Below are 23274 nucleotides of genomic sequence, written 5' to 3' on the forward strand. Positions count from 1 at the left end.
GATTGGGCCCGAAGGGGGTGTTGCGCTGTGCCCACCTTCCGTAACGTCCTCAACTGGCGGCGGTGAATATGCCGCTGCCGCCGTGGGGGAGCCTCGATTCGGGAGAGGACGGCGCCGGTATGGGCTGGGTAACCGACTGGAGTGCGCAGGCGGCCTGCCGCACTACCGATCCAGATGAACTGTTCGTTCAAGGAGCAGCGCAGAACAGGGCCAAGGCGGTGTGCACCGGATGTCCGGTGCGGACCGAGTGCCTTGCCGACGCGCTGGACAACCGCGTCGAGTTCGGCGTGTGGGGAGGGATGACGGAGCGGGAACGCCGCGCGTTGCTGCGCAGGCGGCCGACTGTCACTTCATGGCGCCGACTCCTTGAGACTGCGCGCACGGAGTACGAGCGGGGGGCGGGCATTCTGCCTCTCGACGACGACGAGGTCTACGAGCACTACGCAGCGGTGGGCTGAGGGGGCATCGCCGGGCGCCAAGGCCCTACGCGGGGTTACGGCACCACCGGGCGCTACGGCTTCGGCGCATAGGCGCGCTACGGCTACGGCACTACGGCGCGCTACGGCACTACGGGGGACTAGGGGCGCAGCTCGGAGGCACGCGGGGGGACTGAAACTGCCCCTCGGGTCCCCCGGGCCCCCTCGCCCTCGGGTCTCCCGGGCTCCTTTCGGGCCCTCCTCGGGCCTCTCAGGCCTCAGGCCCTTCAGGTGCCGACTTCGGGGACCTTGGGTTCGGGCAGCTCCGGCCGACCGGCCGCGAGCCGGTTTCCGATGTCCCGCAGCCCCGCCAGATCGTGTACATCGCCGGGCAGCGCGGCCACTTCGGCCACCGCCACCTCGGGGTGGAGCGAGGTGAAGCGGTCACGCGTGCGCTGCTCGCGGGAGAGCAGCCGCATGCGCTCGGCGTGCAGCCTCAGCAGGCCTGCCGTGAGTTGTTCGACGGTCCGCTCCCGCTGCGTGGCGTCCGCGTCCTGGTCATCCTGGTCCGCAGCGGCGTCCGTAACTGCGTCCGTAACTGCGTCGGTAGCAGCGTCTGCGGCGGCCGAGGGATCCGTGGTGGCGGTGTCCGTGGTGGCGGGGGAGCCTTCGTCGGGCGCCGGTGACGCGGAAGCGGGAGAGCCGGAAGCGGAAGATTCGGAAGTGTCGGAAGCGGGGGGTTCTGAACTGCCGTACGTGTCAGGAGAGTTACGAAGTACTGCTTTCCCGTCCCCCTGATCCACAATGCGGGGCTCTTCAAGATTTTCCGCCGCGGCGAGCGCCCGCTCGGCCGACAGCCGGGCGGCGCCGCTGCCGTGGACCCGGTTGAGCACCAGGCCGGCCAGCGGCATGTCCTCGGCGGCCAGCCGCTCCACGAAGTACGCGGCCTCCCGCAGCGCGTCCCGCTCCGGCGCCGCGACCACCAGGAACGCCGTCCCGGGCGCCTGGAGCAGCTTGTACGTCGCGTCCGCGCGCGTCCGGAACCCGCCGAAGGTGGTGTCCATCGCCGCCACGAACGTCTGGACGTCCTTGAGGAGCTGACCGCCGAGCAGCTTGCCGAGGGTGCCGGTCATCATCGACATCCCGACGTTCAGGAACTTCATCCCGGCGCGGCCACCCAGCTTCGCCGGGGCCGTCAGCAGCCGGATCAGCCGCCCGTCCAGGAAGGACCCCAGCCGCTTCGGCGCGTCCAGGAAGTCGAGCGCCGAGCGGGACGGGGGCGTGTCGACGACGATCAGGTCCCACTCGTCCCGGGACCGCAGCTGCCCCAGCTTCTCCATCGCCATGTACTCCTGCGTGCCCGCGAAGCCCGCCGAAAGCGACTGGTAGAAGGGGTTGTTCAGGATCGCGGCCGCCCGCTCGCCGTCCGCGTGCGCCTCGACGATCTCGTCGAAGGTGCGCTTCATGTCGAGCATCATGGCGTGCAGTTCGCCGCTCGCCGAGTCGTCGACGCCCTTCACTCGACGCGGGATGTTGTCGAGCGAGTCGATGCCCATCGACTGGGCCAGCCGACGGGCCGGGTCGATGGTGAGGACGACGACCTTGCGGCCCCGCTCGGCCGCGCGCAGGCCGAGGGCCGCCGCCGTGGTCGTCTTGCCCACGCCGCCCGAGCCGCAGCACACGACGATGCGGGTCTTCGGATCGTCGAGCAGCGGGTCGATGTCGAGCACGCGCGTGGGGGAGAGATGGTGGTGCCGGGCGCTGTCCTGGGTGTGGGCCGGGTCCGGACTCATGACATCCCCTGTTTCCGCAGCTCGGTGGCGAGTTCGTACAGGCCCGCCAGGTCCATTCCCTCGGCGAGCAGCGGCAGTTCGTGCAGCGGCAGGCCCAGCTCGGCCAGGACGGCCCGCTGCTCGTGCTCCAGCGCGTACCGCTCGGCGTACTCCCCGGCCTGCTCGACGAGCGGATCGACCAGCCGCTCGGCATGGCCCCCGCGCCGCGCCCCGCCGAGCCCGGCCGCCGACAGCGACTTGGCGACGGCCGTGCGCGGGGCCGTCCGTACGAGTTCCAGGTCGGCCGCGTCCAGCACCTCCGGCCGCACCATGTTCACCATGATCCGCCCCACCGGCAGCCGGGCCGCCCGCAGCTCGGCGATCCCGTCGGAGGTCTCCTGGACGGGCATCTCCTCGAGGAGCGTCACCAGGTGGACCGACGTTTCCGGCGACTTCAGCACCCGCATCACGGCCTGCGCCTGATTGTGTATCGGCCCGATCTTGGCGAGCCCCGCCACCTCGTCGTTGACGTTCAGGAAGCGGGTGATGCGGCCGGTGGGCGGCGCGTCCATGACGACGTAGTCGTAGACGAACCTTCCGCTCTTGGTCTTCCGCCGTACCGCCTCACACGCTTTCCCGGTCAGGAGTACGTCCCTGAGGCCGGGCGCGATGGTGGTGGCGAAGTCGATCGCGCCGAGCTTCTTCAGGGCCCGGCCGGCGCCGCCCAGTTTGTAGAACATCTGGAGGTAGTCCAGAAGGGCCAGTTCGGGGTCGATGGCGAGGGCGTACACCTCCCCGCCCCCGGGAGCGACGGCGATCTTCCGCTCCTCATAAGGCAGCGCTTCCGTTTCGAAGAGCTGCGCGATGCCCTGCCGGCCCTCGACCTCGACGAGAAGCGTCCGCTTCCCCTCGGTCGCGAGGGCCAGCGCGAGGGCTGCGGCGACCGTCGTCTTTCCGGTCCCGCCCTTGCCGCTGACGACCTGGAGCCTGCTCACGTATTCGAGCCTAACCAGTCCGCGTCCGCAGTACGCCGGAGGCTGTGGACAACGTGGCTGTATTCGACCACGCGTTCGGTAGACGGCGGAGGTTGCGACAGAGGTTAGAGTCGGCCGCATGACCAAGTGGGAATACGCAACCGTGCCGCTGCTCGTCCACGCCACGAAGCAGATTCTGGACACCTGGGGCGAGGACGGCTGGGAGCTCGTCCAGGTCGTGCCCGGGCCGAACAACCCCGAGCAGCTCGTGGCCTACCTGAAGCGGGAGAAGCAGGCGTGAGCGTGGTGGAGACCCGGTTGGCCGAGCTGGGCCTGACGCTGCCGGAGGTCGTCGCGCCGCTGGCCGCGTACCAGCCTGCCGTGCGGAGCGGGGTGTACGTCTACACGTCCGGCCAGCTGCCCATGGTGGAGGGCAAGCTTCCGGTCACCGGCAAGGTGGGCGCACAGGTCACGCCGGAGGAGGCCAAGGAGCTCGCCCGCCTCTGCGCGCTCAACGGCCTCGCCGCCGTGAAGTCCGTCGCCGGCGACCTGGACCTCGTCGCGCGCGTGGTGAAGGTCACCGGCTTCGTGGCCTCGGCCCCGGACTTCACCGGCCAGCCGGGTGTCGTCAACGGCGCGAGCGAGCTGCTGGGCGAGGTCCTCGGCGACAAGGGCGTGCACGCGCGCAGTGCGGTGGGTGTGGCGGTGCTGCCGCTGGACGCGCCGGTGGAGGTCGAATTCCAGGTCGAGCTGACGGAGGCGTAACCGCCCGCCGTCCGGCCCGGGCCGTTGATCGTCGCCTCTCGAACATCCGCTCACCAAGAGATAGCCTCCGCCCATGGCGAACGGTCAGTGGTATCCGAAGGAGTGGCCCGAGCTCATCCGCGCGCTGGCGGACGGCACCCTGACCCCGGTGACCCCGAAGCGCGCCGCCACCGTCATGCTCCTGAAGGACACCGGCAGCGACACCGGTCCCGTCGTCCACATGCTGCGCAGACGCGCCTCCATGGCCTTCGCCGGAGGCGCGTACGCGTACCCGGGCGGCGGCGTCGACCCCCGCGACGACGACCACCACGTCCGCTGGGCGGGCCCCACGCGCGCGTGGTGGGCACACCGGCTCGGCGTCGACGAGACGGCGGCCCAGGCGATCGTCTGCGCGGCCGTACGCGAGACGTACGAGGAGGCGGGCGTCCTGCTCGCGGGCCCGGCCCCCGACTCCGTGGTCGGCGACACCACGGGCGCGGACTGGGAGGCCGACCGCGCGGCCCTGGTCGCCCGCGAGCTGTCCTTCGCCGAGTTCCTGGACCGCCGCGGGCTGGTCCTGCGCTCCGACCTCCTCGGCGCCTGGACGCGCTGGATCACCCCCGAGTTCGAACCCCGCCGCTACGACACCTGGTTCTTCGTGGCCGCCCTCCCCGAGGGCCAGCGCACCCGCAACGCCTCGACGGAGGCGGACCGTACGGTGTGGATCGCACCGGCCGACGCGGCGGCCTCGTACGACCGGGGCGAGCTGCTGATGATGCCGCCCACGGTCGCGACCCTGCGCCAGCTGACCGCGTACGGCACGGCCGCCGAGGCGCTCGCCGCGGCTCCCGCCCGCGACCTGACCCCGGTCCTGGCGCGGGCCCGCCTGGAGGAGGGCGAGATCGTCCTGTCCTGGCCGGGCCACGACGAATTCACGAAGCACATCCCGACCGAGCGCATGGCGACCGATCTCCAGGCCGATCTCCCGGCCGATCCTCCGACTGACCTGCCGACCGACCTCCAGACCGGTGGAGACCCCCCATGACGGACGCAGCAGCCCTTCCCGGCCAGCCACGGGGCGGGGTCCTCTCCGGTCCCGCCACCCCACGGGCCGTGAACGTCCTCGCGCCCAACGCCTCCGCGATGACCCTGGACGGGACGAACACCTGGATCCTCGCGGAGCCCGACTCCGCACTGGCCGTCGTGGTCGACCCGGGCCCGCTGGACGACGGGCATCTGCGCCATGTCATCGGCGCGGCGGAGGAGGCCGGCAAACGCGTCGCGCTCACCCTCCTCACGCACGGCCACCCGGACCACGCCGACGGCGCCGCCCGCTTCGCCGAGCTGACCGGCACGAAGGTGCGGGCACTGGACCCGGCGCTGCGGCTGGGCGACGAGGGGCTGGCCGCGGGGGACGCGATCGAGGTGGGCGGCCTGGAGCTGAGGGTCGTACCGACCCCCGGCCACACCGCGGACTCCCTGTGCTTCCATCTCCCGGCCGACCGGGCGGTCCTGACGGGTGACACCATCCTGGGCCGCGGTACGACGGTCGTGGCCCACCCTGACGGCCGTCTCGGCGACTACCTGGACTCGCTGCGGCGGCTCAGATCGCTCACGGTCGACGACGGCGTCCACACGGTGCTTCCCGGCCACGGCCCCGTCCTGGAGGACGCCCAGGGCGCCGTCGAGTTCTACCTCGCCCACCGCGCCCACCGGCTCGCCCAGGTCGAGACGGCCGTGGAGAACGGCTACCGGTCGCCGGCCGAGGTCGTCGCGCATGTGTACGCGGACGTGGACCGTTCCCTGTGGCCGGCGGCGGAGCTGTCGGTACGGGCGCAGCTGGAGTACCTGGCGGAGCACGGCCTGATCTAGCTGGGCCAGTACTCCGCGAGGTCCTCGCCGAGCAATGGGGTGCACGGGCAGGCGCGGAACCACCCGACCGCGCGGAATCGACCCGTAGAGGTACGCGCTGTGCAGCCGCGCCCCGAACAGAGCGATCAGCCGGTCCCGGGCGGCTGCCACGACGGGACGGAAGGCGTGGGGGATGCGTCCGAGGGAGCCCTCGCGTGCGATGTACCCCTGGGCGTCGAGACCATTGCCGGGGACGTCAGGCAGCCCCCACGGACCTCAGCGCGAACGCTTCGCGAGCCGTTCGACGTCCAGAAGGATCACTGCCCGCGCCTCGAGGCGGAGCCACCCTCGCTGCGCGAAGTCCGCCAGCGCCTTGTTCACGGTCTCGCGGGACGCGCCGACCAGCTGGGCCAGCTCCTCCTGCGTCAGATCGTGGACGACGTGGATGCCCTCCTCGGACTGCACGCCGAAGCGGCGGGAGAGGTCGAGGAGCGCGCGCGCCACCCGGCCGGGGACATCCGAGAAGACGAGGTCGGACATCGCGTCGTTGGTGCGGCGCAGCCGCCGGGCCACGGCGCGCAGCAGGGCGCCGGCCACCTCGGGGCGGGCGTTCAGCCAGGGCTGGAGGTCGCCGTGGCCCAAGCCCAGCAGCTTGACCTCGGTCAGTGCGGTCGCCGTCGCCGTGCGCGGGCCCGGGTCGAAGAGCGACAGCTCGCCGATGAGCTCGCCGGGGCCGACCACGGCCAGCATGTTCTCGCGGCCGTCGGGGGATGTGCGGTGGAGCTTCACCTTGCCCTCAGTGACGACGTAGAGCCGGTCACCCGGGTCGCCCTCGTGGAACAGGGAGTCGCCACGGGCCAGGGTCACCTCACTCATGGAGGCGCGGAGCTCCGCGGCCTGCTCGTCGTCAAGAGCCGCGAAGAGCGGGTTGCGCCGCAGAACGTCGTCCACGAGTTCTCTCCTTGTCGACCTGCTCAGGGGATCTTGCTCCCCTACGTACCAGGGGACCGTGCTCCCCATTTTGCCGGACGGTCCAAACAGTGTGATCTGTCACAAGGATGCCGCACAGGTGTCCCGGGGTACGCGGCAGGGGTCCAATTGGGCGCCGATCTTCAGGGTCCGGGGCAGATGTCAGTGCCGGGCTCTAGGCTGGCCGGGTGTCCAAAACGCGGTGAGAGCACAGGCCAAGGGGGCTGCGCGGGTGGTTGTACGTCGTGATTCCGCTATGGGCGAACAGAGCCCCGGTGGCGGAAAGAAACCGGCAAAAGCGGCAGCGAAGGCTCCGGTGAAGAAGACGGCTTCTGTGAAGAAGGCTGCTTCCGTGAAGAAGACGGCTTCCGTGAAGAAGCCGATCGTCGCTCCCGAGAAGGCCACGGCCTCCGTGAAGAAGGCCGCACCCGCGAAGACCGTCGCCCCGAAGACGCCGAAGAGCGAGTCGCGCACCGCCCTCGTCCGCCGTGCCCGCCGTATCAACCGCGAGCTCGCCGAGGTCTATCCGTACGCTCACCCCGAGCTGGACTTCGAGAATCCCTTCCAGCTGATCGTCGCCACGGTCCTGTCCGCCCAGACCACCGACCTCAGGGTCAACCAGACGACACCCGCCCTCTTCGCCAAGTACCCGACCCCCGAGGACCTGGCGGCGGCCAACCCGGAGGAGGTCGAGGAGATCCTGCGGCCCACCGGCTTCTTCCGGGCCAAGACCAGGTCCGTCATAGGGCTGTCCAAGGCCCTCGTCGAGGAGTTCGGCGGCGAGGTGCCGGGTCGGCTCGCAGACCTCGTCAAGCTGCCCGGCGTAGGCCGCAAGACCGCCTTCGTCGTCCTGGGCAACGCCTTCGGGCACCCCGGTCTCACCGTGGACACGCACTTCCAGCGCCTGGTGCGGCGCTGGCAGTGGACGACCGAGACCGACCCCGACAAGATCGAGGCGGCCGTCGGCGCGCTCTTCCCCAAGAGCGACTGGACCATGCTCTCGCACTACGTGATCTTCCACGGCCGCCGCATCTGCCACGCTCGCAAGCCCGCCTGCGGCGCCTGCCCCATCGCCCCGCTCTGCCCGGCGTACGGCGAGGGCGAGACGGACCCGGAGAAGGCGAAGAAGCTGCTCAAGTACGAGAAGGGCGGCTTCCCGGGCCAGCGACTGAAGCCCCCGCAGGCATATCTGGACGCGGGCGGGAAACCCGCGCCTCCGCTGGGGGCCGGATGACACACCCTTGGGTACGTCCCCCGCTTTCCCCGGTTTCCCCGCGTTCCGAGCGTTCCCCGCTTTCCCAGGAACGATCTCGGGACCGCCGGGCGTTGGATCGAACAGAACGACGGGGGTGGCGATGACGCGCGCGAGCAACACACAGGGCGGTCCGGTGGCGCTGAGCAAAGAGGGCCTGCCGTCCTGGATGGATCCGGTGGTGCACGCCGTGGAGACGGTCGAGCCGCTCCAGCTGAGCCGCTTCCTGCCGCCCAAGGACGGCGCGGGGCGGCAGTCCGCCGTCCTCGTCCTCTTCGGCGAGGGCGAGCGCGGTCCCGAACTGCTGCTCATGGAGCGGGCCAGCTCGCTGCGGTCGCATGCCGGCCAGCCGTCCTTCCCCGGCGGCGCGCTCGACGCGGAGGACGGCGACCCGCAGGGCGACGGCCCGCTGCGGGCCGCCCTGCGCGAGGCGGAGGAGGAGACCGGCCTCGACCCGTCCGGCGTCCAGCTCTTCGGCGTGCTGCCCAAGCTGTACATCCCGGTCAGCGGCTTCGTCGTCACGCCCGTGCTGGGCTGGTGGCGCGAGCCGAGCCCGATCGGGGTCGTCGATCCGAACGAGACGGCGCGCGTCTTCACCGTCCCCGTGGCGGATCTCACGGATCCCGCCAACCGCGCCACCACCGTCCACCCCACAGGCCACAGAGGTCCGGCATTTCTGGTCGAATCAGCCCTGGTGTGGGGTTTCACAGCGGGAGTCATCGACCGGCTCCTGCACTACGCGGGCTGGGAGCGGCCCTGGGACCGCGAGAAGCAGGTCCCGCTCGACTGGCGCGCATGACAGGGTGTCTGCTGCCGTGCTGTGCAAAGTGATGAGGCGAGGCTCGAACCGGTGAACGTGCTGGACATCCTGTTGCTGCTCGCCGCCGTGTGGTTCGCCGTCGTCGGCTATCGCCAGGGCTTCGTCGTCGGCATCCTGTCGGTGATCGGCTTCCTGGGCGGCGGTCTCGTCGCGGTCTACCTGCTGCCCGTCATCTGGGACGCGCTGACCGACAGCGCCGAGGTCGGTACGACCGCCGCCGTCGTCGCGGTCGTCGTCGTCATCGTCTGCGCCTCCGTCGGCCAGGCCCTGACCACCCATCTCGGAAACAAGCTGCGCCGGTACATCACCTGGTCCCCGGCCCGCGCCCTGGACGCGACCGGCGGGGCTCTGGTCAACGTCGTGGCGATGCTGCTGGTGGCCTGGCTGCTCGGTTCCGCCCTCGCGCAGACCACGCTGCCGACGCTGGGCAAGGAGGTCCGCAGCTCCAAGGTGCTGCTGGGTGTGTCGGAGGCGCTGCCCAAACAGGCCGACACCTGGTTCCAGGACTTCACCTCCGTCCTCGCGCAGAACGGCTTCCCGCAGGTCTTCAGCCCGTTCTCCAACGAGCCGATCAAGGAGGTCCGGCCCCCCGACCCGGCCCTCGCCAACAGCGCGGTGGCAGCCCGTGCCCAGCGCTCCATCGTCAAGGTCATGGGCACCGCCCAGAGCTGCGGCAAGGTCCTGGAGGGCACGGGCTTCGTCTTCGGCGACCGCCGCGTGATGACCAACGCGCATGTCGTCGGCGGCGTCGACGAGCCCACCGTCCAGATCGGCGGCGAGGGCAGGAAGTACGACGCGACGGTCGTCCTCTACGACTGGCAGCGCGACATCGCCGTACTCGACGTACCCGATCTGAGCGCGCCCGCACTGCGGTTCTCGACCGAGGACGCGGCCGGCGGCGACAGCGCGATCGTCGCGGGCTTCCCGGAGAACGGCGGGTACGACGTGCGGTCCGCCCGCCTGCGTGGCCGCATCACGGCCAACGGACCGGACATCTACCACCGCGGCACCGTCCGCCGCGACGTCTACTCGCTGTACGCGACCGTCCGCCAGGGCAACTCCGGCGGCCCGCTGCTCACCCCCCAAGGGGAGGTGTACGGCGTGGTCTTCGCGAAGTCCCTCGACGACGCGGACACCGGCTACGCCCTCACCGCGGACGAGATCCAGGAGGACATCGCCGACGGCCGCACCGCGAACCAGCAGGTGGACAGCGACAGCTGCGCGCTGTGATCCGCTGGCTGTGAGTCGCTGTCAGCCACCGGCTGTCAGTCGCTGCGATCCGCTGGCTGTGAGTCGCCGTGTGAAAGGCGCGTCAGCCGCGAGGGTGGCGCAGCCGTACCGAGACCCAGCGGGCCCGGCGCCGCAGGATGCGCGGGATGCCCACCCTCAGGTCCGTCCCCGCCATCTGCGGGGCACCCCCTCGTTGGTGGGAGCTCAGGCCACTGCCCGAGCGTCGATTGCGTGCTGCGTCACTGTAGTCGTGCGTCCAGCCCATACCCGGACGTCTGCCCCTGCCCCAAGGTCGATAACCGCCCCCAGGCCCTCCAATTGGCCTATGCGTCAGGCAATTGGCTGTTCGTAGGACACGTGTTCAGTTCCGGATACCGGGCGCATTGGCCCGATCACCGATCGGGTTCGGGATCCTTCAGCCAGTTGATGAGCTCCGTGGAGAACGCCACCGGATCCTCCTCGTGCGGGAAGTGACCCAGCCCGTCGAACAGTCGCCAGCGGTACGGCGCTTCGACGTACTCCCCGGAACCGGCGGCGCTGCGCGTGCGCATCACGGGGTCGAGCGAGCCGTGCAGATGCAGCGTCGGCACCCGCACCGGCCGCTTCATCCGCCGGTTGAACTGGATGCCGTCGGGACGCGCGATCGACCGCACCATCCACCGGTACGGCTCGATCGAACAGTGCGCGGTCGACGGGATGCAGATCGCGCGCCGGTACGTCTCCACCGCCTCGTCGTCCGGCAGCCGCGGGCCGGACCAGTCCCGGATGAGCCGGGCCACGAGAGCCCCGTCGTCGGCGGTGAGCTGCCGCTCGGGGACCCAGGGGCGCTGAAATCCCCAGATGTAGGAACCCGACCGGGTCTGCTTGACGTCCGAGAGCATCGCCGAGCGCCAGCGCCGGGGGTGTGGCATGGACGCGACCGCGAGGCGTCGTACGAGCTTGGGGCGCATCGCCGCCGCCGTCCACGCCAGGTAGCCGCCCAGGTCGTGCCCGACCAGCGCCGCGTCCGGCTCGCCGAGGGAGCGGATCACGCCGGTGATGTCGAGGGCGAGGTTGGCCGGGTCGTAACCGCGCGGGGTGCGGTCGCTGCCGCCGACTCCCCTGAGGTCCATGGCGACGGCCCTGAAGCCCGCGTCGGCGAGCGCGGTGAGCTGGTGCCGCCAGGTCCACCAGAACTGGGGGAAGCCGTGCAGCAGCAGCACCAGCGGCCCGTCGCCCATCTCCGCGATGTGGAAGCGCGCGCCGTTGGCGGCGACCTCCCGGTGCGTCCAGGGACCGTCCGGTCGTACGACCGAGACAGGTTGCGCGGGTGTGGCGGGGTCCGTCATGACGACGAGCGTGCCACAGCCTCGATGGCTTCGGGCGCGCGGCCCTCCAGGGCCGGCGTCGGGCGCGGGTGCGGCTTGGCCTTCTGAAGGACGCCTGCCGTCTCCTTCACCGAGGCGGCGACCTTCTGCGGACCCTTGCTCTTCTTGGCCTTCTTCGCGAAGACGATGCCGATCAGCGCGAGGACGCCCGCCACGAGCACGTTCGCCGCGAAGGACAGCACGAAGCAGATCGCGAGGTTCCAGTCGCTCCAGGTCCGGATGCCGTACGCCAGCGCGAAGTTCAGCATCGGCAGCGAGAAGAGCAGGATGGCGCCGGCCACCGTGAACGCGCCGCCGCTCGTCGCGCCGCGCTTGACGTCCCGCTTGAGCTGCGCCTTCGCCAGCGCGATCTCGTCGTGCACCAGCGCGGACATCTCGGTCGTCGCCGAGGCGAACAGCTGGCCGATGCTGCGTTCGGCGCCGACCGGGCTGCCGTCGGGTGCGCTCATCGCGTTCTCCCTTTTCTGCTGTGTGCCTGACCGGGAACGGTCGATTTGTGCGGTCGATTTGTACGGTCCATTTGTACCGTCCCGTCAGATCATGCCGGACGGTCGCCCTGATCGCCTGCCCCGCCCGCCACTTCGGCAAGCGCGTTGCGCTCGGCGGCCTTCACTTCGGCGAGCCGGCGGTGCTCCGCGGCCTTGCGGTCGTAGATGGCGGCCATCCGCAGGTGGTACTCCGGCTCGTCCTCCTCGTAGATGTCCGGGATGCCGTCGAGGTCGTCGTCGCGCTCCTCGACCTCGCAGAGCCTGCGGTACTTGGCGTTCCGTACCTTCAACAGGACGCTCGCCAGGACGGCCGCGATCAGCGAGCCGATGAGGACGGCGGCCTTGACCTCGTCGGTGAGCACCGTGTCGCCCTCGAAGGCGAGTTCGCCGATGAGCAGCGAGACGGTGAAGCCGATGCCGGCGAGGGTCGACACGGCGAACACGTCGGCCCATTCCAGGTCGTCGCTGAGCGAGGCCCGGGTAAAACGTGCCGTCAGCCAGGTCCCGCCGAAGATGCCGAGCGCCTTGCCGACGATCAGCCCGAGGGCCACGCCGAGCGTCTCCGGCTTGGTGAACACGTCGCCGACCGCGCCGCCGGAGATCGAGACACCCGCACTGAACAGGGCGAACAGGGGTACGGCCAGGCCCGCCGAGAGCGGCCGTACGAGATGCTCGATGTGCTCGCCGGGGGAGTGCGCCTCGCCCTCGTGGCGGTGGCAGCGCAGCATCAGACCCATGGCGACGCCCGCGATGGTGGCGTGCACGCCGCTGTTGTACATCAGCGCCCAGATGACGAGCGCGAGCGGGATGTACACGTACCAGCCGCGTACGCCCTTGCGCAGCAGCAGCCAGAAGACGAGCAGGCCGACGACGGCGCCGCCGAGCGCGGCGAAGTCGATGGAGTCGGTGAAGAAGACCGCGATGATCAGGATCGCGCAGAGGTCGTCGACGACGGCGAGCGTCAGCAGGAACGCGCGCAGGGCGCTCGGCAGGGACGTACCGATGACGGAGAGTACGGCGAGCGCGAAGGCGATGTCGGTGGCGGTGGGCACCGCCCAGCCGCTCAGCGAGCCGCCGCCGGTGAGGTTGGTGAGCGTGTAGACGAGCGCCGGTACGGCCATCCCGCACAGGGCCGCCACGACTGGCAGCATGGCCGCCTTGGGGTCCTTGAGATCACCGGCGACCAGCTCGCGCTTGAGCTCGATGCCGGCGACGAAGAAGAAGACCGCGAGGAGCCCGTCGGCGGCCCAGTGCTGGATCGACAGGTTCAGGCCGAGCGCCTCGGGGCCCAGGTGGAAGTGGCTGACGCTCTCGTAGCTGTCGTGCAGGGCGGGGATATTCGCCCAGATCAGCGCGGCGACGGCGGCGATGAGGAGCAGGACACCGCCGACGGTCTCCGTGCGCAACGCGTCCGCGACGAAGTTCCGCTCGGGCAGGGACAGACGTCCGAAGGCTTTGCGGGTGGGGGCTGTGGGCGGCGCGGTCACGGGGGGAGACCTCCGGTTGGCGGGCAGGACGGAACACATGCCGACCAGACTTCCCGGCGCACCTTGATTGTTTAGTCTACCTAAAGTGCGCGGGGGCGCATCCGATGGTCTCTACGGTAGGCGCGCGGGCACCCGGCGGGTCTGCCACCGGGTGCCCCTTCGTGGCCGTACGTACGCTCAGTCCTCGCTCGAAGCCGCGGGCAGCTTGGTCTGGATGAGGTCCATGACCGTCGAGTCCGTCAGGGTCGTCACGTCACCGAGCTGGCGGTTCTCGGCGACGTCCCGCAGCAGGCGCCGCATGATCTTGCCGGAGCGGGTCTTCGGCAGCTCGGCCACCGGCAGGATCCGCTTGGGCTTGGCGATCGGGCCGAGGGTGGCGCCAACGTGGTTGCGCAGGTCGCCCACGAGGCTCTCCGTCTCCGACGCCGTACCGCGCAGGATCACGAAGGCGACGATCGCCTGCCCGGTGGTCTCGTCCGCCGCGCCGACCACGGCCGCCTCGGCGACCGACGGGTGGGACACGAGGGCCGACTCGACCTCGGTGGTGGAGATGTTGTGCCCGGACACGAGCATCACGTCGTCGACGCGGCCGAGGAGCCAGATGTCGCCGTCGTCGTCCTTCTTCGCTCCGTCACCGGCGAAGTACTTGCCCTCGAAGCGCGACCAGTAGGTGTCGAGGAACCGCTGGTCGTCGCCCCAGATGGTGCGCAGCATCGACGGCCACGGCTCGGTCAGGACCAGGTAGCCGCCACCGCCGTTGGGCACCTCCCGCGCCTCGTCGTCGACGACCGTCGCGGAGATACCGGGCAGCGGCGTCTGCGCCGATCCCGGCTTGGTCGCCGTCACACCGGGCAGCGGAGAGACCATCATCGCGCCGGTCTCGGTCTGCCACCAGGTGTCGACGATCGGGGTCTTGTCGGCGCCGATGTGCTTGCGGTACCACATCCACGCCTCGGGGTTGATCGGCTCGCCGACGGAGCCGAGGACGCGGAGGGAGGACAGATCGAACTTCGCGGGGATGTCGTCGCCCCACTTCATGAACGTACGGATGGCGGTCGGCGCCGCGTACAGGATGGTCACCCCGTACTTCTGCACGACCTCCCAGAACCGGCCCTGGTGCGGGGTGTCGGGCGTGCCCTCGTACATGACCTGGGTCGCGCCGTTGGCCAGCGGCCCGTAGACGATGTACGAGTGCCCGGTGACCCAGCCGACGTCGGCCGTGCACCAGTACACATCGGTCTCCGGCTTGAGGTCGAAGACCGCGTGATGCGTGTACGCCGTCTGCGTGAGGTAGCCGCCGGAGGTGTGCAGGATGCCCTTCGGCTTCCCCGTCGTACCGGACGTGTACAGGATGAACAGCGGGTGCTCGGCGTCGAACGCCTCCGGCGTGTGCTCGGCGGACTGCCGCTCGACGATGTCGTGCCACCACACGTCGTGGCTGTCGTTCCAGGCGACCTCCTGGCCGGTACGGCGGACGACGAGGACGTGCTCGACGTTCTCCACGCGCGCGACCGCGTCGTCGACGGCCGGCTTGAGCGCGGACGGCTTGCCGCGCCGCCAGCCGCCGTCGGCGGTGATGACGACCTTGGCGTCCGCGTCCTCGATCCGGGTCGCGAGCGCGTCCGCCGAGAAGCCGCCGAAGACGACGGAGTGCGCGGCGCCGATCCGGGCGCAGGCGAGCATCGCGATCGCCGTCTCCGGGATCATCGGCATGTAGACGGCGACCCGGTCGCCCTTCTCGACTCCCAGCTCCAGCAGCGCGTTCGCGGCCTTGGAGACCTCGTCCTTGAGCTCGGCGTAGGTGATGGCGCGAGAGTCGCCGGGCTCGCCCTCGAAGTGGATGGCGACCCGGTCACCATGTCCGGCCTCGACATGCCGGTCCACGCAGTTGTACGCCACGTTCAGCGTGCCGTCCTTGAACCATTTGGCGAAGGGCGGGTTCGACCAGTCCAGCGTCTCGGTCGGCTCCTTGGCCCAGGTCAGTCGGCGGGCCTGCGCGGCCCAGAAGCCGAGCCTGTCAGCCTTGGCCTGTTCATACGCCTCCGCGGTGACGTTGGCGTTCGCGGCCAGGTCGGCGGGGGGTGCGAACCTGCGTTCCTCGCGCAGCAGGTTGGCCAGGCTTTCGTTGCTCACGACATCTCCCGATCTCAGGGTCGTCCGCTGTGTCCCAGGCCACAGCTCATCAGACCGGGCGGCCCGATGACAAGGGTCGACGGAAAATTGGTTTAGACCTATACGCACGTTCGTGGCGCCTGCGTTTCGGCGGCCGTGGTCATCCGTACCCACGGACGCCGGCCAGGCAGAGTTCAGCGCCTGTAACGCCTTTCACACTCCTGCTCCGCCTCGGCAAGCGGATCGCGAGGGGTCACGACGGGTCACATCTGTTCACGCCGACAGGTCAGCCGCGCGCACGTGGTCGAACACTTCGTCGTCTCCGGTCTCGGTGAGCAGGTACGCCTGGGCCTCGCCGACGTGGAAGTACATCCCGTGCAGCTCCAGTTCCCCCTTCCGCAGGGCCCGGGCGACCGACTCGTGGGCGCTCAGGTGCTCCAACTGCTGGACCACGTTGGTCAGGCAGAGCTGCTCGACCGCGTCGGCGGGTGCCCGCCCGGCCAGCCGGGCCCACGGCCGGCTGTCGTCGGCCATGCGCTCCAGGCTCGGCAGTCCGTGCCGCAGCCACCGCTTGAGCGGGGTCTGGGCGCCCCCGGGCTCGGAGTTGAGCAGTGCCTGCATGGCTCCGCACCCGGAGTGCCCGCACACCGTGATGGACCGCACGTTCAGCACGTCCACCGCGTACTCGATCGCCGCCGCCACCGAGTCGTCCCGGCTCTCCCGGCCGGGCGGCGGCACGAGGTTGCCCACGTTGCGCACCACGAAGAGGTCGCCCGGACCACTGGAGGTGATCATCGACGTGACCAGTCGCGAGTCGGCGCAGGTGAGGAAGAGCTGGGAAGGCCGCTGTCCCTCGCGCGCCAGCCGGGCCAGCTCACCCCGCACCAGGGGCGCGGTGTTGCGCTGGAACGCGCTGATGCCACGCGCCAGTTCATGCCCGCTCGGCTCATCGGACGCCCCGGGCGCGGTGGGGTGTCCGTCGTGGGCCGGCGCGGACTGCGGGCGCTCGCACTGGTGGTTGCGCCAGGCCGTCCAGGGGCGGCAGCGGCAGTCGGCGGCGTCGGCCGTCGGCTCGGTGCCTCCGCCCTCGGTGTTCGGGTCGGCCGTACTCCCGGGCTCGCCGATCCGGACCCCGGCACGGCGGCCGGTCAGCTCGACGGTGCCGCCCTGTGCGGTGTGCGTGTTCTGCCAGTCGTGCAGTGACTCGTACGCCGCGTGGTCCATGAACGATCCGTCCAACTCCACGACGGCATGGGCGCCTTGGGGTACGAGATGCAGGGCCCGGCTGAGCCGTGGCACGGCGAGGAACGTCAGCTGTCCTTGGACATGTACGTGATGGACTCCTTCCTTCTCGTGATGCGTGATGCGGGTGTGGGCGAGGCGGTTGAGGGCGACGGCGACGGCGGCGGCGACTCCCAGCGTCACGCCCTCCAGGACGCCGAGGATGACCACGCCGAGTGTGGTGACGGCGTACACCAGCACTTCTCGGTGGCGGGTCACCGTGCGGATGTGGTGCAGGGACACCATCTGGATGCCGACGGCCATCACCAGGGCGGCGAGTGAGGCGAGCGGGATGAGCTCCAGGATCGGGACCATCAGCAGCGCGGCGACTACTACGAGAACGCCGTGCAGCATCGTGGAGTTCCGGCTGACGGCGCCGGCTTGGACATTCGCCGAACTGCGCACGGCCACCCCGGCGACGGGCAGTCCGCCGAGCGTGCCGGAGACGATGTTGGCGGCGCCCTGCCCGAGCAGTTCGCGGTCCAGGTCGGAGCGCGGGACGCGGGCGGGCAGGCCGGGCTGGCCGGCCACCAGCTTGTCCACGGCGACCGCGCCGAGCAGCGACTGCACGCTGCACACCAGCGTGACGGTGAGTACGGCGGCGACGAGTCCGAGCACCGGGCCTTCGGGAAGTCCGGCCAGGGCGTGGCTGCTCCAGGACGGCAGGTCCACCTTGGGCAGGGTCAGTCCGGCGAGCGAGGCGGTCGCGGTGGCCCCGGTGACGGCGAGGAGCGCGGCCGGGACCTTGCGCAGCAGGCGCCCCGCCCGGCCGGGAATCCGCGGCCAGAGCAGCAGCAGGGCCAGGGTCAGCGCGCTCACCGCCACGGCGGCCGGATGCAGGTCCGCCAACTGGGCGGGCAGCGCACGGAGGTTGTCGAGGACGGCGCTCTGCGGGGTGCCACCGAGGACGATGTGCAGCTGGGCGACGGCGATGGTGACGCCGATGCCGGCGAGCATGCCGTGCACGATGGCGGGGCTGACGGCGAGGGCGCTGCGGGCCACGCGCAGGCAGCCCAGGCCGAGTTGGGCGAGGCCGGCCAGGACGGTGAGGGCGCAGGTCGTGCGCCAGCCGTAGCGGTGGATGAGGTCGGCGGTGACGACCGTGAGCCCGGCGGCGGGGCCGCTGACCTGGAGCGGGGAGCCGCCGAGCCATCCGGCGACGAGGCCTCCGACGGCGGCGGCGACGAGGCCTGCCTGAAGGGGCGCGCCGGTGGCGAGGGCGATGCCGAGGGACAGGGGGAGAGCGATCAGGAAGACCGCGATCGAGGCCGACACGTCGGCGCCCGCGATGCGGAAGCGGCGGGGCGGGCCCGGCGGCGGGCTGTGGGGCTGGTGGTGGCTGCGGAGAGCTTGAGGGCGTGGGGGGACGCAGGCTGACATGTTCCCGTCTCCTCCGGGGCAGCGCGGTCGCGGATTGCGGCCGTGGGTCACGGCGTACAGCGGCGGGATGGATCAACTCATCGATCAACTCTTGGTAAACGAATCGTAATGGAGAGTAAAGGCTCAGCATGGATTTTCCCGGCAAATGGGTTAATAAATCACTCCAGCGAGTGAACTGAGCTTTTAGTCGGCTTGTCGTATTAATTCCTTCTTGGGTCCGTGCGACCTTGGCGGCGCTTTCGTTGGCCCGAGAGAAGGAAGAAGGTGGGCGGAATATGGCCGCCACCCAGAGGATCACCGCGGGCGCCGTGGCCGCCGCGGCCTGTGCCGCGTCGCTCGCCGGTTGCGCGATGGGTACCGACGCTTCCGAGACAGGGGCCCCCGGCCCACGGAAGGCGAAGCCCGCCCAGGCGCCCAGGAGCCCGGTCCGGCTGATCGGCGACGGCTCCACCTCGTACACCGGAGCGCAGCCCCACCTGCCCAGAGCCGAACGCCTGCGGCCCGGCCACAAGCCCCCGCAGTTCGTGGTGTTCTCCTGGGACGGCGCGGGCGAGGACAGTCAGCGGCTGTTCTCCCACTTCCGCAAGGTCGCCAAGGCGAACAACGCGACGATGACGTACTTCCTGAGCGGCGTGTACATGCTCCCGGAGGACAAGCGCGACCTCTACCGGCCCCCGCAGCACTCTCCGGGCCGCTCCGACATCGGCTTCAACGACGAGCAGGGCATCGCCGACACCGTGAAGCAGCTGCGCCTGGCATGGCTGGAGGGCAACGAGATCGGCACCCACTTCAACGGCCACTTCTGCGGCAGCGGCGGCGGGGTCGGCGAGTGGTCGGTGAAGGAGTGGAAGGACGAGATCGCCCAGGCGAAGCACTTCGTGAGGTCCTGGAAGACCAACACCGGCATGAAGAAGGCGTCCCCGCTGCCCTTCGACTACGACAAGGAGCTCATCGGCGCCCGCACGCCCTGTCTGGAGGGCCAGGAGAACTTCATGAAGGCCGCCCGGCAACTGGGCTTCCGTTACGACACCAGCGGTGTCAACAACCAGGTCTGGCCGCAGAAGAAGGAACGCCTGTGGGACCTGTCGATGCAGCTGGTGCCCTTCCCCGGGCACTCCTACGAGCAGCTCACCATGGACTACAACTTCATGGTCAACCAGTCGGGCACCAGGACCCAGGGCGACCCCCGCAAGCACGACTACTGGGGCGACCAGATGCGCGACGGCCTGCTCAAGGGCTTCCACCGGGCCTACGACGGCAACCGCGCGCCCCTGATCATCGGCAACCACTTCGAGTCCTGGAACGGCGGCACCTACATGCGGGCCGTCGAGGAGGTCATCGAGCGGGTGTGCACCAAGCCGGAGGTGCGCTGCGTTTCCTTCCGCCAGCTCGTCGACTGGCTGGACGCCCAGGACCCGAAGACCCTTCGGAAGCTGCGCTCCCTGGGGGTCGGCGAGGCCCCGAAGCAGGGCTGGGCCACCTTCCTGTCGGGCCGCCCCGCCCCGGCCCCGAAGGGCGTGCCCGGGGCGCCGGCGGCCAAGCGGTAGGCGTGGTCGGGGGGGAGTGACTCAGGCGTGGGTCAACTCAGGCGTGGGGGAGGTCGGACGGAGGTGAACTCAGGCGTGGGGGAACTGAGACGGAGGTGAACTCAGGCGTGGGTGGACTCAGGCAGGGGTGACGACGCCCTCGCCGAGCACGAACCCGGGGTCGACCTGCGCCGCCAGGTCGGCCCCGGTGCGCTCGTTGCCCCAGGACTGGGCGTTCTTCAGGTGGAAGTGCACCATCTGGCGCGTGTAGCGCTCCCAGTCGCGCAGCTCGTACGTCGCGTCGGCGGCCGTCCGCAACTGGCACAGGGCGCGGCGGTTGATGTCCTCCAGGAGCTCGAACCGGTGCGGCCGGCCCTTCTCCAGGGCGCGCACCCAGTCCGAGTGCCCGACCGTCACGAGCAGGTCGTCCCCGACTTCGGCGCGGAGGAAGTCGAGGTCGTCCTGACCTTGCACCTTGTTGCCGACGACCTTCAGGGCGACGCCGAAGTCGCGGGCGTACTCCTTGTACTGGCGATAGACGGAGACCCCCCTCCGGGTCGGCTCGGCGACGAGGAACGTGATGTCGAAGCGGGTGAACATGCCGGAGGCGAAGGAGTCCGAACCGGCCGTCATGTCGACCACGACGTACTCGTCGGGGCCGTCCACCAGGTGGTTCAGGAACAGCTCCACCGCTCCCGTCTTGGAGTGGTAGCAGGCGACCCCCAGGTCGGCGTCCGTGAAGGGGCCCGTGACCATCAAACGGACGGTGTCGCCGTCGAGTTCCACCGGCCGGACGCAGGCGTCGTACACCGGATTGTCGTCGCGTACCCGCAGCAGCCGGGAGCCCTCGCCGGGCGGGGTCGTCTTGATCATCGTCTCGGCGGAGGGGATGCGCGGGTTGGAGCCGCGCAGGTAGTCCTTGATCAGGGGGAGTCGATCGCCCATCGCGGGCAGCGCGGCCGCCTCCGCCTCGGCGAGGCCGAGGGCCGGGCCCAGGTGCTGGTTGATGTCGGCGTCGACGGCCAGGACCGGTGCGCCGGCGGTCGTGAGGTGGCGGATGAACAGGGAGGACAGGGTGGTCTTGCCGCTGCCGCCCTTCCCGACGAAAGCAATTTTCATGTTCACCAAGGGTAGTGGCGCGATAGCTGTGGGTGGCACGCGTGCGTGAAGAAGACCACTCCTTCGTGGGGTCCGGCCCCGGGCTGCGTAGGGTCGTACTTATGAGTACGACAGGCGCGACCGCCGATCCGCTTGCGACCCTGGGCTCGCTGCCCGGCGTGGCCGAGTCCGTGGAGTCCGTGCGCAAGGCCGTGGACCGGGTCTACGGGCACCGGGTCATGCGGCGCCGCAGCAACGCGGTCACTTCCGAGGCGGCCCTGCGCGGCGCCCGCGGTTCGGCGGCGCTGTCCGGCGCGGACTGGGCCCTGGAAGAAGTGCGCCGGCGCACCGACTTCAGCGGCGACGACGACGCGCGCGTGGTGGGCGCGGCCCTGCGGCTGACGGCGGAGGCGGGCCAACTGCTGTCCATCTGGCGGCAATCGCCGCTACGGGTGCTGGCCCGGTTGCACCTCGTCGCGGCCGCGACCAAGGATGACGAGGTCGGGCGTCCGCGCCAGGAGGGCGAGCCGGTCGACGAGCCGCTGATCGAACTGCCGCTGCCGGGCGCGGCCGAGGTCTCCGGCCGGCTCGAAGGGCTCTCCGGGCTGATCATGGCGGGAGGTTCGGCCCCGGCGCTGGTCACGGCGGCCGTCGTGCACGGCGAACTCCTCGCGCTGCGCCCCTTCGCCTCGCACAACGGCCTGGTCGCGCGCGCGGCCGAGCGCATCGTCCTGGTCGGCAGCGGTCTCGACCCGAAGTCCGTCTGCCCGGCGGAGGTCGGTCATGCCGAACTGGGCCGCGCGGCTTACCTGGCGGCGCTCGACGGCTACGTCTCCGGCACTCCGGAGGGCATGGCCGCCTGGATCACCCACTGCGGCCGGGCCGTCGAGCTGGGGGCGCGCGAGTCGACGGCGGTGTGCGAGGCGCTTCAGCGCGGGGCGGCGTAGAGAACTGGGGAAAAGGGTTGCGGCGGTACGAGGATTCGTACCGCCGCTGGCATGTTCACCGGGTTACCAAGCGTCCTCGAATAGTGCCCATCAGGTCGGGAACTTCGCCCGTCCCTGGTGCGGCTGGCCCGTAATCGACGGGTCGACGTCGCGTGGGTGCTCGATGTTCATGCGCGGTCCGTGGGGCCATATGCGGTTAAAAGGTGATCCTCTCGGATGTCCTTGGTCTCGCGGGCCGTTAACTTCTTTGTACTCCAGGGCCGGAGCAAGCGGAAGCCCTGGCCGCACTTCTTTACTTTTAGGTTTAAACAGTTTAAGAGGCAAACAAACAGCGCATATGGGTCAGGCCGGAGCTGAACGGCGCCGGTTCGCGTACCAGACGAGGCCCGCGGTGGCCGCCGCGGCACCTATCGCCGCCATCGCCACGAGCGCCGGACGGGGCGGCACGGAGAACGCGGGGAACCGCTGCTTGAGCCGGACCGGCCGGTGGAAATCGAGAATCGGCCACCCGCGCGCGAGTGCCTCCCTGCGCAGCGCGCGATCCGGATTCACGGCATGGGGATGGCCCACGGCCTCCAGCATCGGCAGGTCGGTCGCCGAGTCGCTGTAGGCGAAGCAGCGCGAGAGGTCGTATCCCTCGGACACGGCCAACTCCTTGACCGCCTCGGCCTTGGTCGGGCCGTACGCGTAGTACTCCACCTCGCCGGTGAAGCAGCCGTCGTCGCCCACCACCATGCGGGTCGCCACCACCCGGTCCGCGCCGAGCAGTTCGCCGATCGGCTCGACCACCTCGGTGCCCGACGTGGACACGATCACGACGTCGCGTCCGGCGGTGTGGTGCTCCTCGATGAGGGAGGCGGCCTCGTCGTAGATGATCGGGTCGATGAGGTCGTGGAGGGTCTCGGCGACGATCTCCTTGACCTGCTGGACGTTCCAGCCGCGGACGAGCGCGGACAGGTACTCGCGGGTCCGCTCCATCTGGTCGTGGTCCATGCCGCCCACGAGGAAGACGAACTGGGCATATGCGGTACGCAAGGCGGCCCTGCGGTTGATCAGCCCGCCTTGGTAGAACGACTTGCTGAAGGTGAGCGTGCTCGACTTCGCAATGACCGTCTTGTCCAGGTCAAAGAAGGCCGCTGTGCGGGGCAAGGAGTGGTTTTCCACAACCATGAGCATAGGCGCTGCCCATTCGGCGTAAGGTTGGCGCGTTGGTTTGCCTGAGAGGCCTCTCGGGTACACCATGGAAGTCACGGATCGTTCGCGACCGTGCTAACCCGGTCCGACTCCTCCCCCCCCGAGTCGGCCGTGGAGACGACCCCCGCTCTCCCCCCCGGCGGGGGTCGTCGCATGTCCAGATGGGTTTTTGCTCCCCGTGCGAGGCCGTGAGGCCGGACTGAGGCGGCTGCGGCCGCCTCTTTCGCATGCCCCGATCCGTCACTGTGCGTAGTCGTGGCGCTGCTCTCCGGAAGTCGCACAGCCAGTGGTACAGGGGTCACCGGTATGGGTGACGGCGATATTCACAACCACTGAGTTGTCCACAGTTATCGACCAAGATCCACA

21 protein-coding genes and 1 pseudogene are annotated in these 23274 nt (G+C 70.1%); 10 read left to right on the forward strand and 12 right to left on the reverse strand.

Translation table 11 applies throughout. From position 1 onward, the window contains the following. Positions 1-119: 119 nt before the first annotated feature. The gene (wblA, locus tag AB0I77_RS27215) at positions 120-458 is read left to right on the forward strand and encodes a transcriptional regulator WblA (protein WP_172629207.1); all 339 of its coding nucleotides are present in this window, start codon (positions 120-122) and stop codon (positions 456-458) included. A gap of 245 nt (positions 459-703) precedes the next feature. On the opposite strand, the gene AB0I77_RS27220 is transcribed toward wblA, so the two are convergent. Together AB0I77_RS27220 and AB0I77_RS27225 are read right to left on the reverse strand one after the other, a co-directional pair. Further along, the gene (locus AB0I77_RS27220; RefSeq protein WP_363285316.1) at positions 704-2209 is read right to left on the reverse strand and encodes an ArsA family ATPase; all 1506 of its coding nucleotides are present in this window, start codon (positions 2207-2209) and stop codon (positions 704-706) included. Then, positions 2206-3183 (reverse strand): ArsA-related P-loop ATPase, encoded by a 978-nt coding sequence (locus AB0I77_RS27225; protein ID WP_363285317.1) that lies wholly within the window; start codon positions 3181-3183, stop codon positions 2206-2208. The genes AB0I77_RS27220 and AB0I77_RS27225 overlap by 4 nt, the downstream gene beginning before the upstream one ends. Positions 3184-3301: 118 nt before the next feature. Here AB0I77_RS27225 and AB0I77_RS27230 point away from each other — a divergent pair, with 118 nt between their 5' ends. From AB0I77_RS27230 to AB0I77_RS27245, 4 genes are all read left to right on the forward strand, one after another. Next, the gene (locus tag AB0I77_RS27230; RefSeq protein ID WP_003975360.1) at positions 3302-3463 is read left to right on the forward strand and encodes a DUF4177 domain-containing protein; all 162 of its coding nucleotides are present in this window, start codon (positions 3302-3304) and stop codon (positions 3461-3463) included. Then, positions 3460-3927 (forward strand): RidA family protein, encoded by a 468-nt coding sequence (locus AB0I77_RS27235; protein ID WP_363285318.1) that lies wholly within the window; start codon positions 3460-3462, stop codon positions 3925-3927. The genes AB0I77_RS27230 and AB0I77_RS27235 overlap by 4 nt, the downstream gene beginning before the upstream one ends. Before the next feature lie 73 nt (positions 3928-4000). Beyond that, complete coding sequence (locus AB0I77_RS27240) at positions 4001-4951, forward strand: NUDIX hydrolase (protein WP_363285319.1); 951 nt, start codon at positions 4001-4003, stop codon at positions 4949-4951. Then, on the forward strand, positions 4948-5778 hold the full coding sequence (locus AB0I77_RS27245; protein ID WP_363285320.1) for an MBL fold metallo-hydrolase: 831 nt from the start codon (positions 4948-4950) through the stop codon (positions 5776-5778). Before AB0I77_RS27240 ends, AB0I77_RS27245 begins: the two co-directional genes overlap by 4 nt. A 2-nt stretch (positions 5779-5780) precedes the next feature. Here AB0I77_RS27245 and AB0I77_RS27250 read toward each other — a convergent pair. Together AB0I77_RS27250 and AB0I77_RS27255 are read right to left on the reverse strand one after the other, a co-directional pair. Beyond that, a pseudogene (locus AB0I77_RS27250) lies at positions 5781-6021 on the reverse strand (hypothetical protein); the annotation flags it as partial. A 12-nt stretch (positions 6022-6033) separates the two neighbouring features. Then, the gene (locus AB0I77_RS27255) at positions 6034-6708 is read right to left on the reverse strand and encodes a Crp/Fnr family transcriptional regulator (RefSeq protein WP_030668030.1); all 675 of its coding nucleotides are present in this window, start codon (positions 6706-6708) and stop codon (positions 6034-6036) included. Positions 6709-6982: 274 nt separating this feature from the next. On the opposite strand from AB0I77_RS27255, the gene nth reads away from it, so the two are divergent. From nth to AB0I77_RS27270, 3 genes are all read left to right on the forward strand, one after another. Then, positions 6983-7960, forward strand: a complete 978-nt coding sequence (gene nth / locus AB0I77_RS27260; RefSeq protein ID WP_363285321.1) for an endonuclease III — start codon at positions 6983-6985, stop codon at positions 7958-7960. 121 nt (positions 7961-8081) lie between these two features. Beyond that, the gene (locus AB0I77_RS27265; RefSeq protein WP_363285322.1) at positions 8082-8777 is read left to right on the forward strand and encodes a CoA pyrophosphatase; all 696 of its coding nucleotides are present in this window, start codon (positions 8082-8084) and stop codon (positions 8775-8777) included. A 51-nt stretch (positions 8778-8828) separates the two neighbouring features. Further along, complete coding sequence (locus AB0I77_RS27270) at positions 8829-10028, forward strand: MarP family serine protease (RefSeq protein ID WP_363285323.1); 1200 nt, start codon at positions 8829-8831, stop codon at positions 10026-10028. Positions 10029-10110: 82 nt separating this feature from the next. Here the strand turns inward: AB0I77_RS27270 and AB0I77_RS27275 are convergent, their stop codons facing one another. From AB0I77_RS27275 to AB0I77_RS27300, 6 genes are all read right to left on the reverse strand, one after another. After that, a complete protein-coding gene (locus AB0I77_RS27275) occupies positions 10111-10293 on the reverse strand; it encodes a hypothetical protein (protein ID WP_363285324.1) in 183 nt (60 codons plus the stop codon). 127 nt (positions 10294-10420) lie between these two features. Beyond that, positions 10421-11356 carry an alpha/beta hydrolase gene (locus AB0I77_RS27280; RefSeq protein WP_363285325.1) on the reverse strand — a complete coding sequence of 312 codons (936 nt, stop codon included), beginning with the start codon at positions 11354-11356 and terminating at the stop codon, positions 10421-10423. Then, positions 11353-11844 carry a phage holin family protein gene (locus tag AB0I77_RS27285; RefSeq protein WP_363285326.1) on the reverse strand — a complete coding sequence of 164 codons (492 nt, stop codon included), beginning with the start codon at positions 11842-11844 and terminating at the stop codon, positions 11353-11355. The genes AB0I77_RS27280 and AB0I77_RS27285 overlap by 4 nt, the downstream gene beginning before the upstream one ends. A gap of 89 nt (positions 11845-11933) precedes the next feature. After that, positions 11934-13370, reverse strand: coding sequence for a Na+/H+ antiporter NhaA (nhaA, locus tag AB0I77_RS27290; RefSeq protein ID WP_363285327.1), 1437 nt, complete (start codon positions 13368-13370; stop codon positions 11934-11936). A 177-nt stretch (positions 13371-13547) separates the two neighbouring features. Next, positions 13548-15503, reverse strand: a complete 1956-nt coding sequence (gene acs, locus AB0I77_RS27295; RefSeq protein WP_363285328.1) for an acetate--CoA ligase — start codon at positions 15501-15503, stop codon at positions 13548-13550. A gap of 252 nt (positions 15504-15755) precedes the next feature. Beyond that, the gene (locus tag AB0I77_RS27300) at positions 15756-18143 is read right to left on the reverse strand and encodes a SulP family inorganic anion transporter (RefSeq protein ID WP_363285329.1); all 2388 of its coding nucleotides are present in this window, start codon (positions 18141-18143) and stop codon (positions 15756-15758) included. A 275-nt stretch (positions 18144-18418) separates the two neighbouring features. Here AB0I77_RS27300 and AB0I77_RS27305 point away from each other — a divergent pair, with 275 nt between their 5' ends. Further along, on the forward strand, positions 18419-19690 hold the full coding sequence (locus tag AB0I77_RS27305) for a hypothetical protein (RefSeq protein ID WP_363285330.1): 1272 nt from the start codon (positions 18419-18421) through the stop codon (positions 19688-19690). A 117-nt stretch (positions 19691-19807) separates the two neighbouring features. On the opposite strand, the gene AB0I77_RS27310 is transcribed toward AB0I77_RS27305, so the two are convergent. Then, a complete protein-coding gene (locus tag AB0I77_RS27310; RefSeq protein ID WP_363285331.1) occupies positions 19808-20788 on the reverse strand; it encodes an ATP-binding protein in 981 nt (326 codons plus the stop codon). Positions 20789-20889: 101 nt separating this feature from the next. Between AB0I77_RS27310 and AB0I77_RS27315 the strand changes: the two genes are divergently transcribed. Further along, the gene (locus AB0I77_RS27315) at positions 20890-21714 is read left to right on the forward strand and encodes an oxidoreductase (protein WP_363285332.1); all 825 of its coding nucleotides are present in this window, start codon (positions 20890-20892) and stop codon (positions 21712-21714) included. 342 nt (positions 21715-22056) lie between these two features. Here the strand turns inward: AB0I77_RS27315 and AB0I77_RS27320 are convergent, their stop codons facing one another. Beyond that, the gene (locus AB0I77_RS27320; protein ID WP_363285333.1) at positions 22057-22890 is read right to left on the reverse strand and encodes an HAD family hydrolase; all 834 of its coding nucleotides are present in this window, start codon (positions 22888-22890) and stop codon (positions 22057-22059) included. Positions 22891-23274: the final 384 nt, after the last annotated feature.

It is taken from the genome of Streptomyces sp. NPDC050619, assembly GCF_040654815.1.
Classification (GTDB): Bacteria; Actinomycetota; Actinomycetes; order Streptomycetales; family Streptomycetaceae; genus Streptomyces.

Bases quoted from the DNA above. Each gene is read 5' to 3' on its own strand.
- wblA (WP_172629207.1), top strand. From the start codon at position 120: ATGGGCTGGGTAACCGACTGGAGTGCGCAGGCGGCCTGCCGCACTACC.
- AB0I77_RS27220 (WP_363285316.1), bottom strand. From the start codon at position 2,209: ATGAGTCCGGACCCGGCCCACACCCAGGACAGCGCCCGGCACCACCAT.
- AB0I77_RS27230 (WP_003975360.1), top strand. From the start codon at position 3,302: ATGACCAAGTGGGAATACGCAACCGTGCCGCTGCTCGTCCACGCCACG.
- AB0I77_RS27240 (WP_363285319.1), top strand. From the start codon at position 4,001: ATGGCGAACGGTCAGTGGTATCCGAAGGAGTGGCCCGAGCTCATCCGC.
- AB0I77_RS27245 (WP_363285320.1), top strand. From the start codon at position 4,948: ATGACGGACGCAGCAGCCCTTCCCGGCCAGCCACGGGGCGGGGTCCTC.
- nth (WP_363285321.1), top strand. From the start codon at position 6,983: ATGGGCGAACAGAGCCCCGGTGGCGGAAAGAAACCGGCAAAAGCGGCA.
- AB0I77_RS27265 (WP_363285322.1), top strand. From the start codon at position 8,082: ATGACGCGCGCGAGCAACACACAGGGCGGTCCGGTGGCGCTGAGCAAA.
- AB0I77_RS27275 (WP_363285324.1), bottom strand. From the start codon at position 10,293: ATGGGCTGGACGCACGACTACAGTGACGCAGCACGCAATCGACGCTCG.
- AB0I77_RS27280 (WP_363285325.1), bottom strand. From the start codon at position 11,356: ATGACGGACCCCGCCACACCCGCGCAACCTGTCTCGGTCGTACGACCG.
- AB0I77_RS27285 (WP_363285326.1), bottom strand. From the start codon at position 11,844: ATGAGCGCACCCGACGGCAGCCCGGTCGGCGCCGAACGCAGCATCGGC.
- AB0I77_RS27300 (WP_363285329.1), bottom strand. From the start codon at position 18,143: ATGTCAGCCTGCGTCCCCCCACGCCCTCAAGCTCTCCGCAGCCACCAC.
- AB0I77_RS27305 (WP_363285330.1), top strand. From the start codon at position 18,419: ATGGCCGCCACCCAGAGGATCACCGCGGGCGCCGTGGCCGCCGCGGCC.
- AB0I77_RS27310 (WP_363285331.1), bottom strand. From the start codon at position 20,788: ATGAAAATTGCTTTCGTCGGGAAGGGCGGCAGCGGCAAGACCACCCTG.
- AB0I77_RS27315 (WP_363285332.1), top strand. From the start codon at position 20,890: ATGAGTACGACAGGCGCGACCGCCGATCCGCTTGCGACCCTGGGCTCG.
- AB0I77_RS27320 (WP_363285333.1), bottom strand. From the start codon at position 22,890: ATGCTCATGGTTGTGGAAAACCACTCCTTGCCCCGCACAGCGGCCTTC.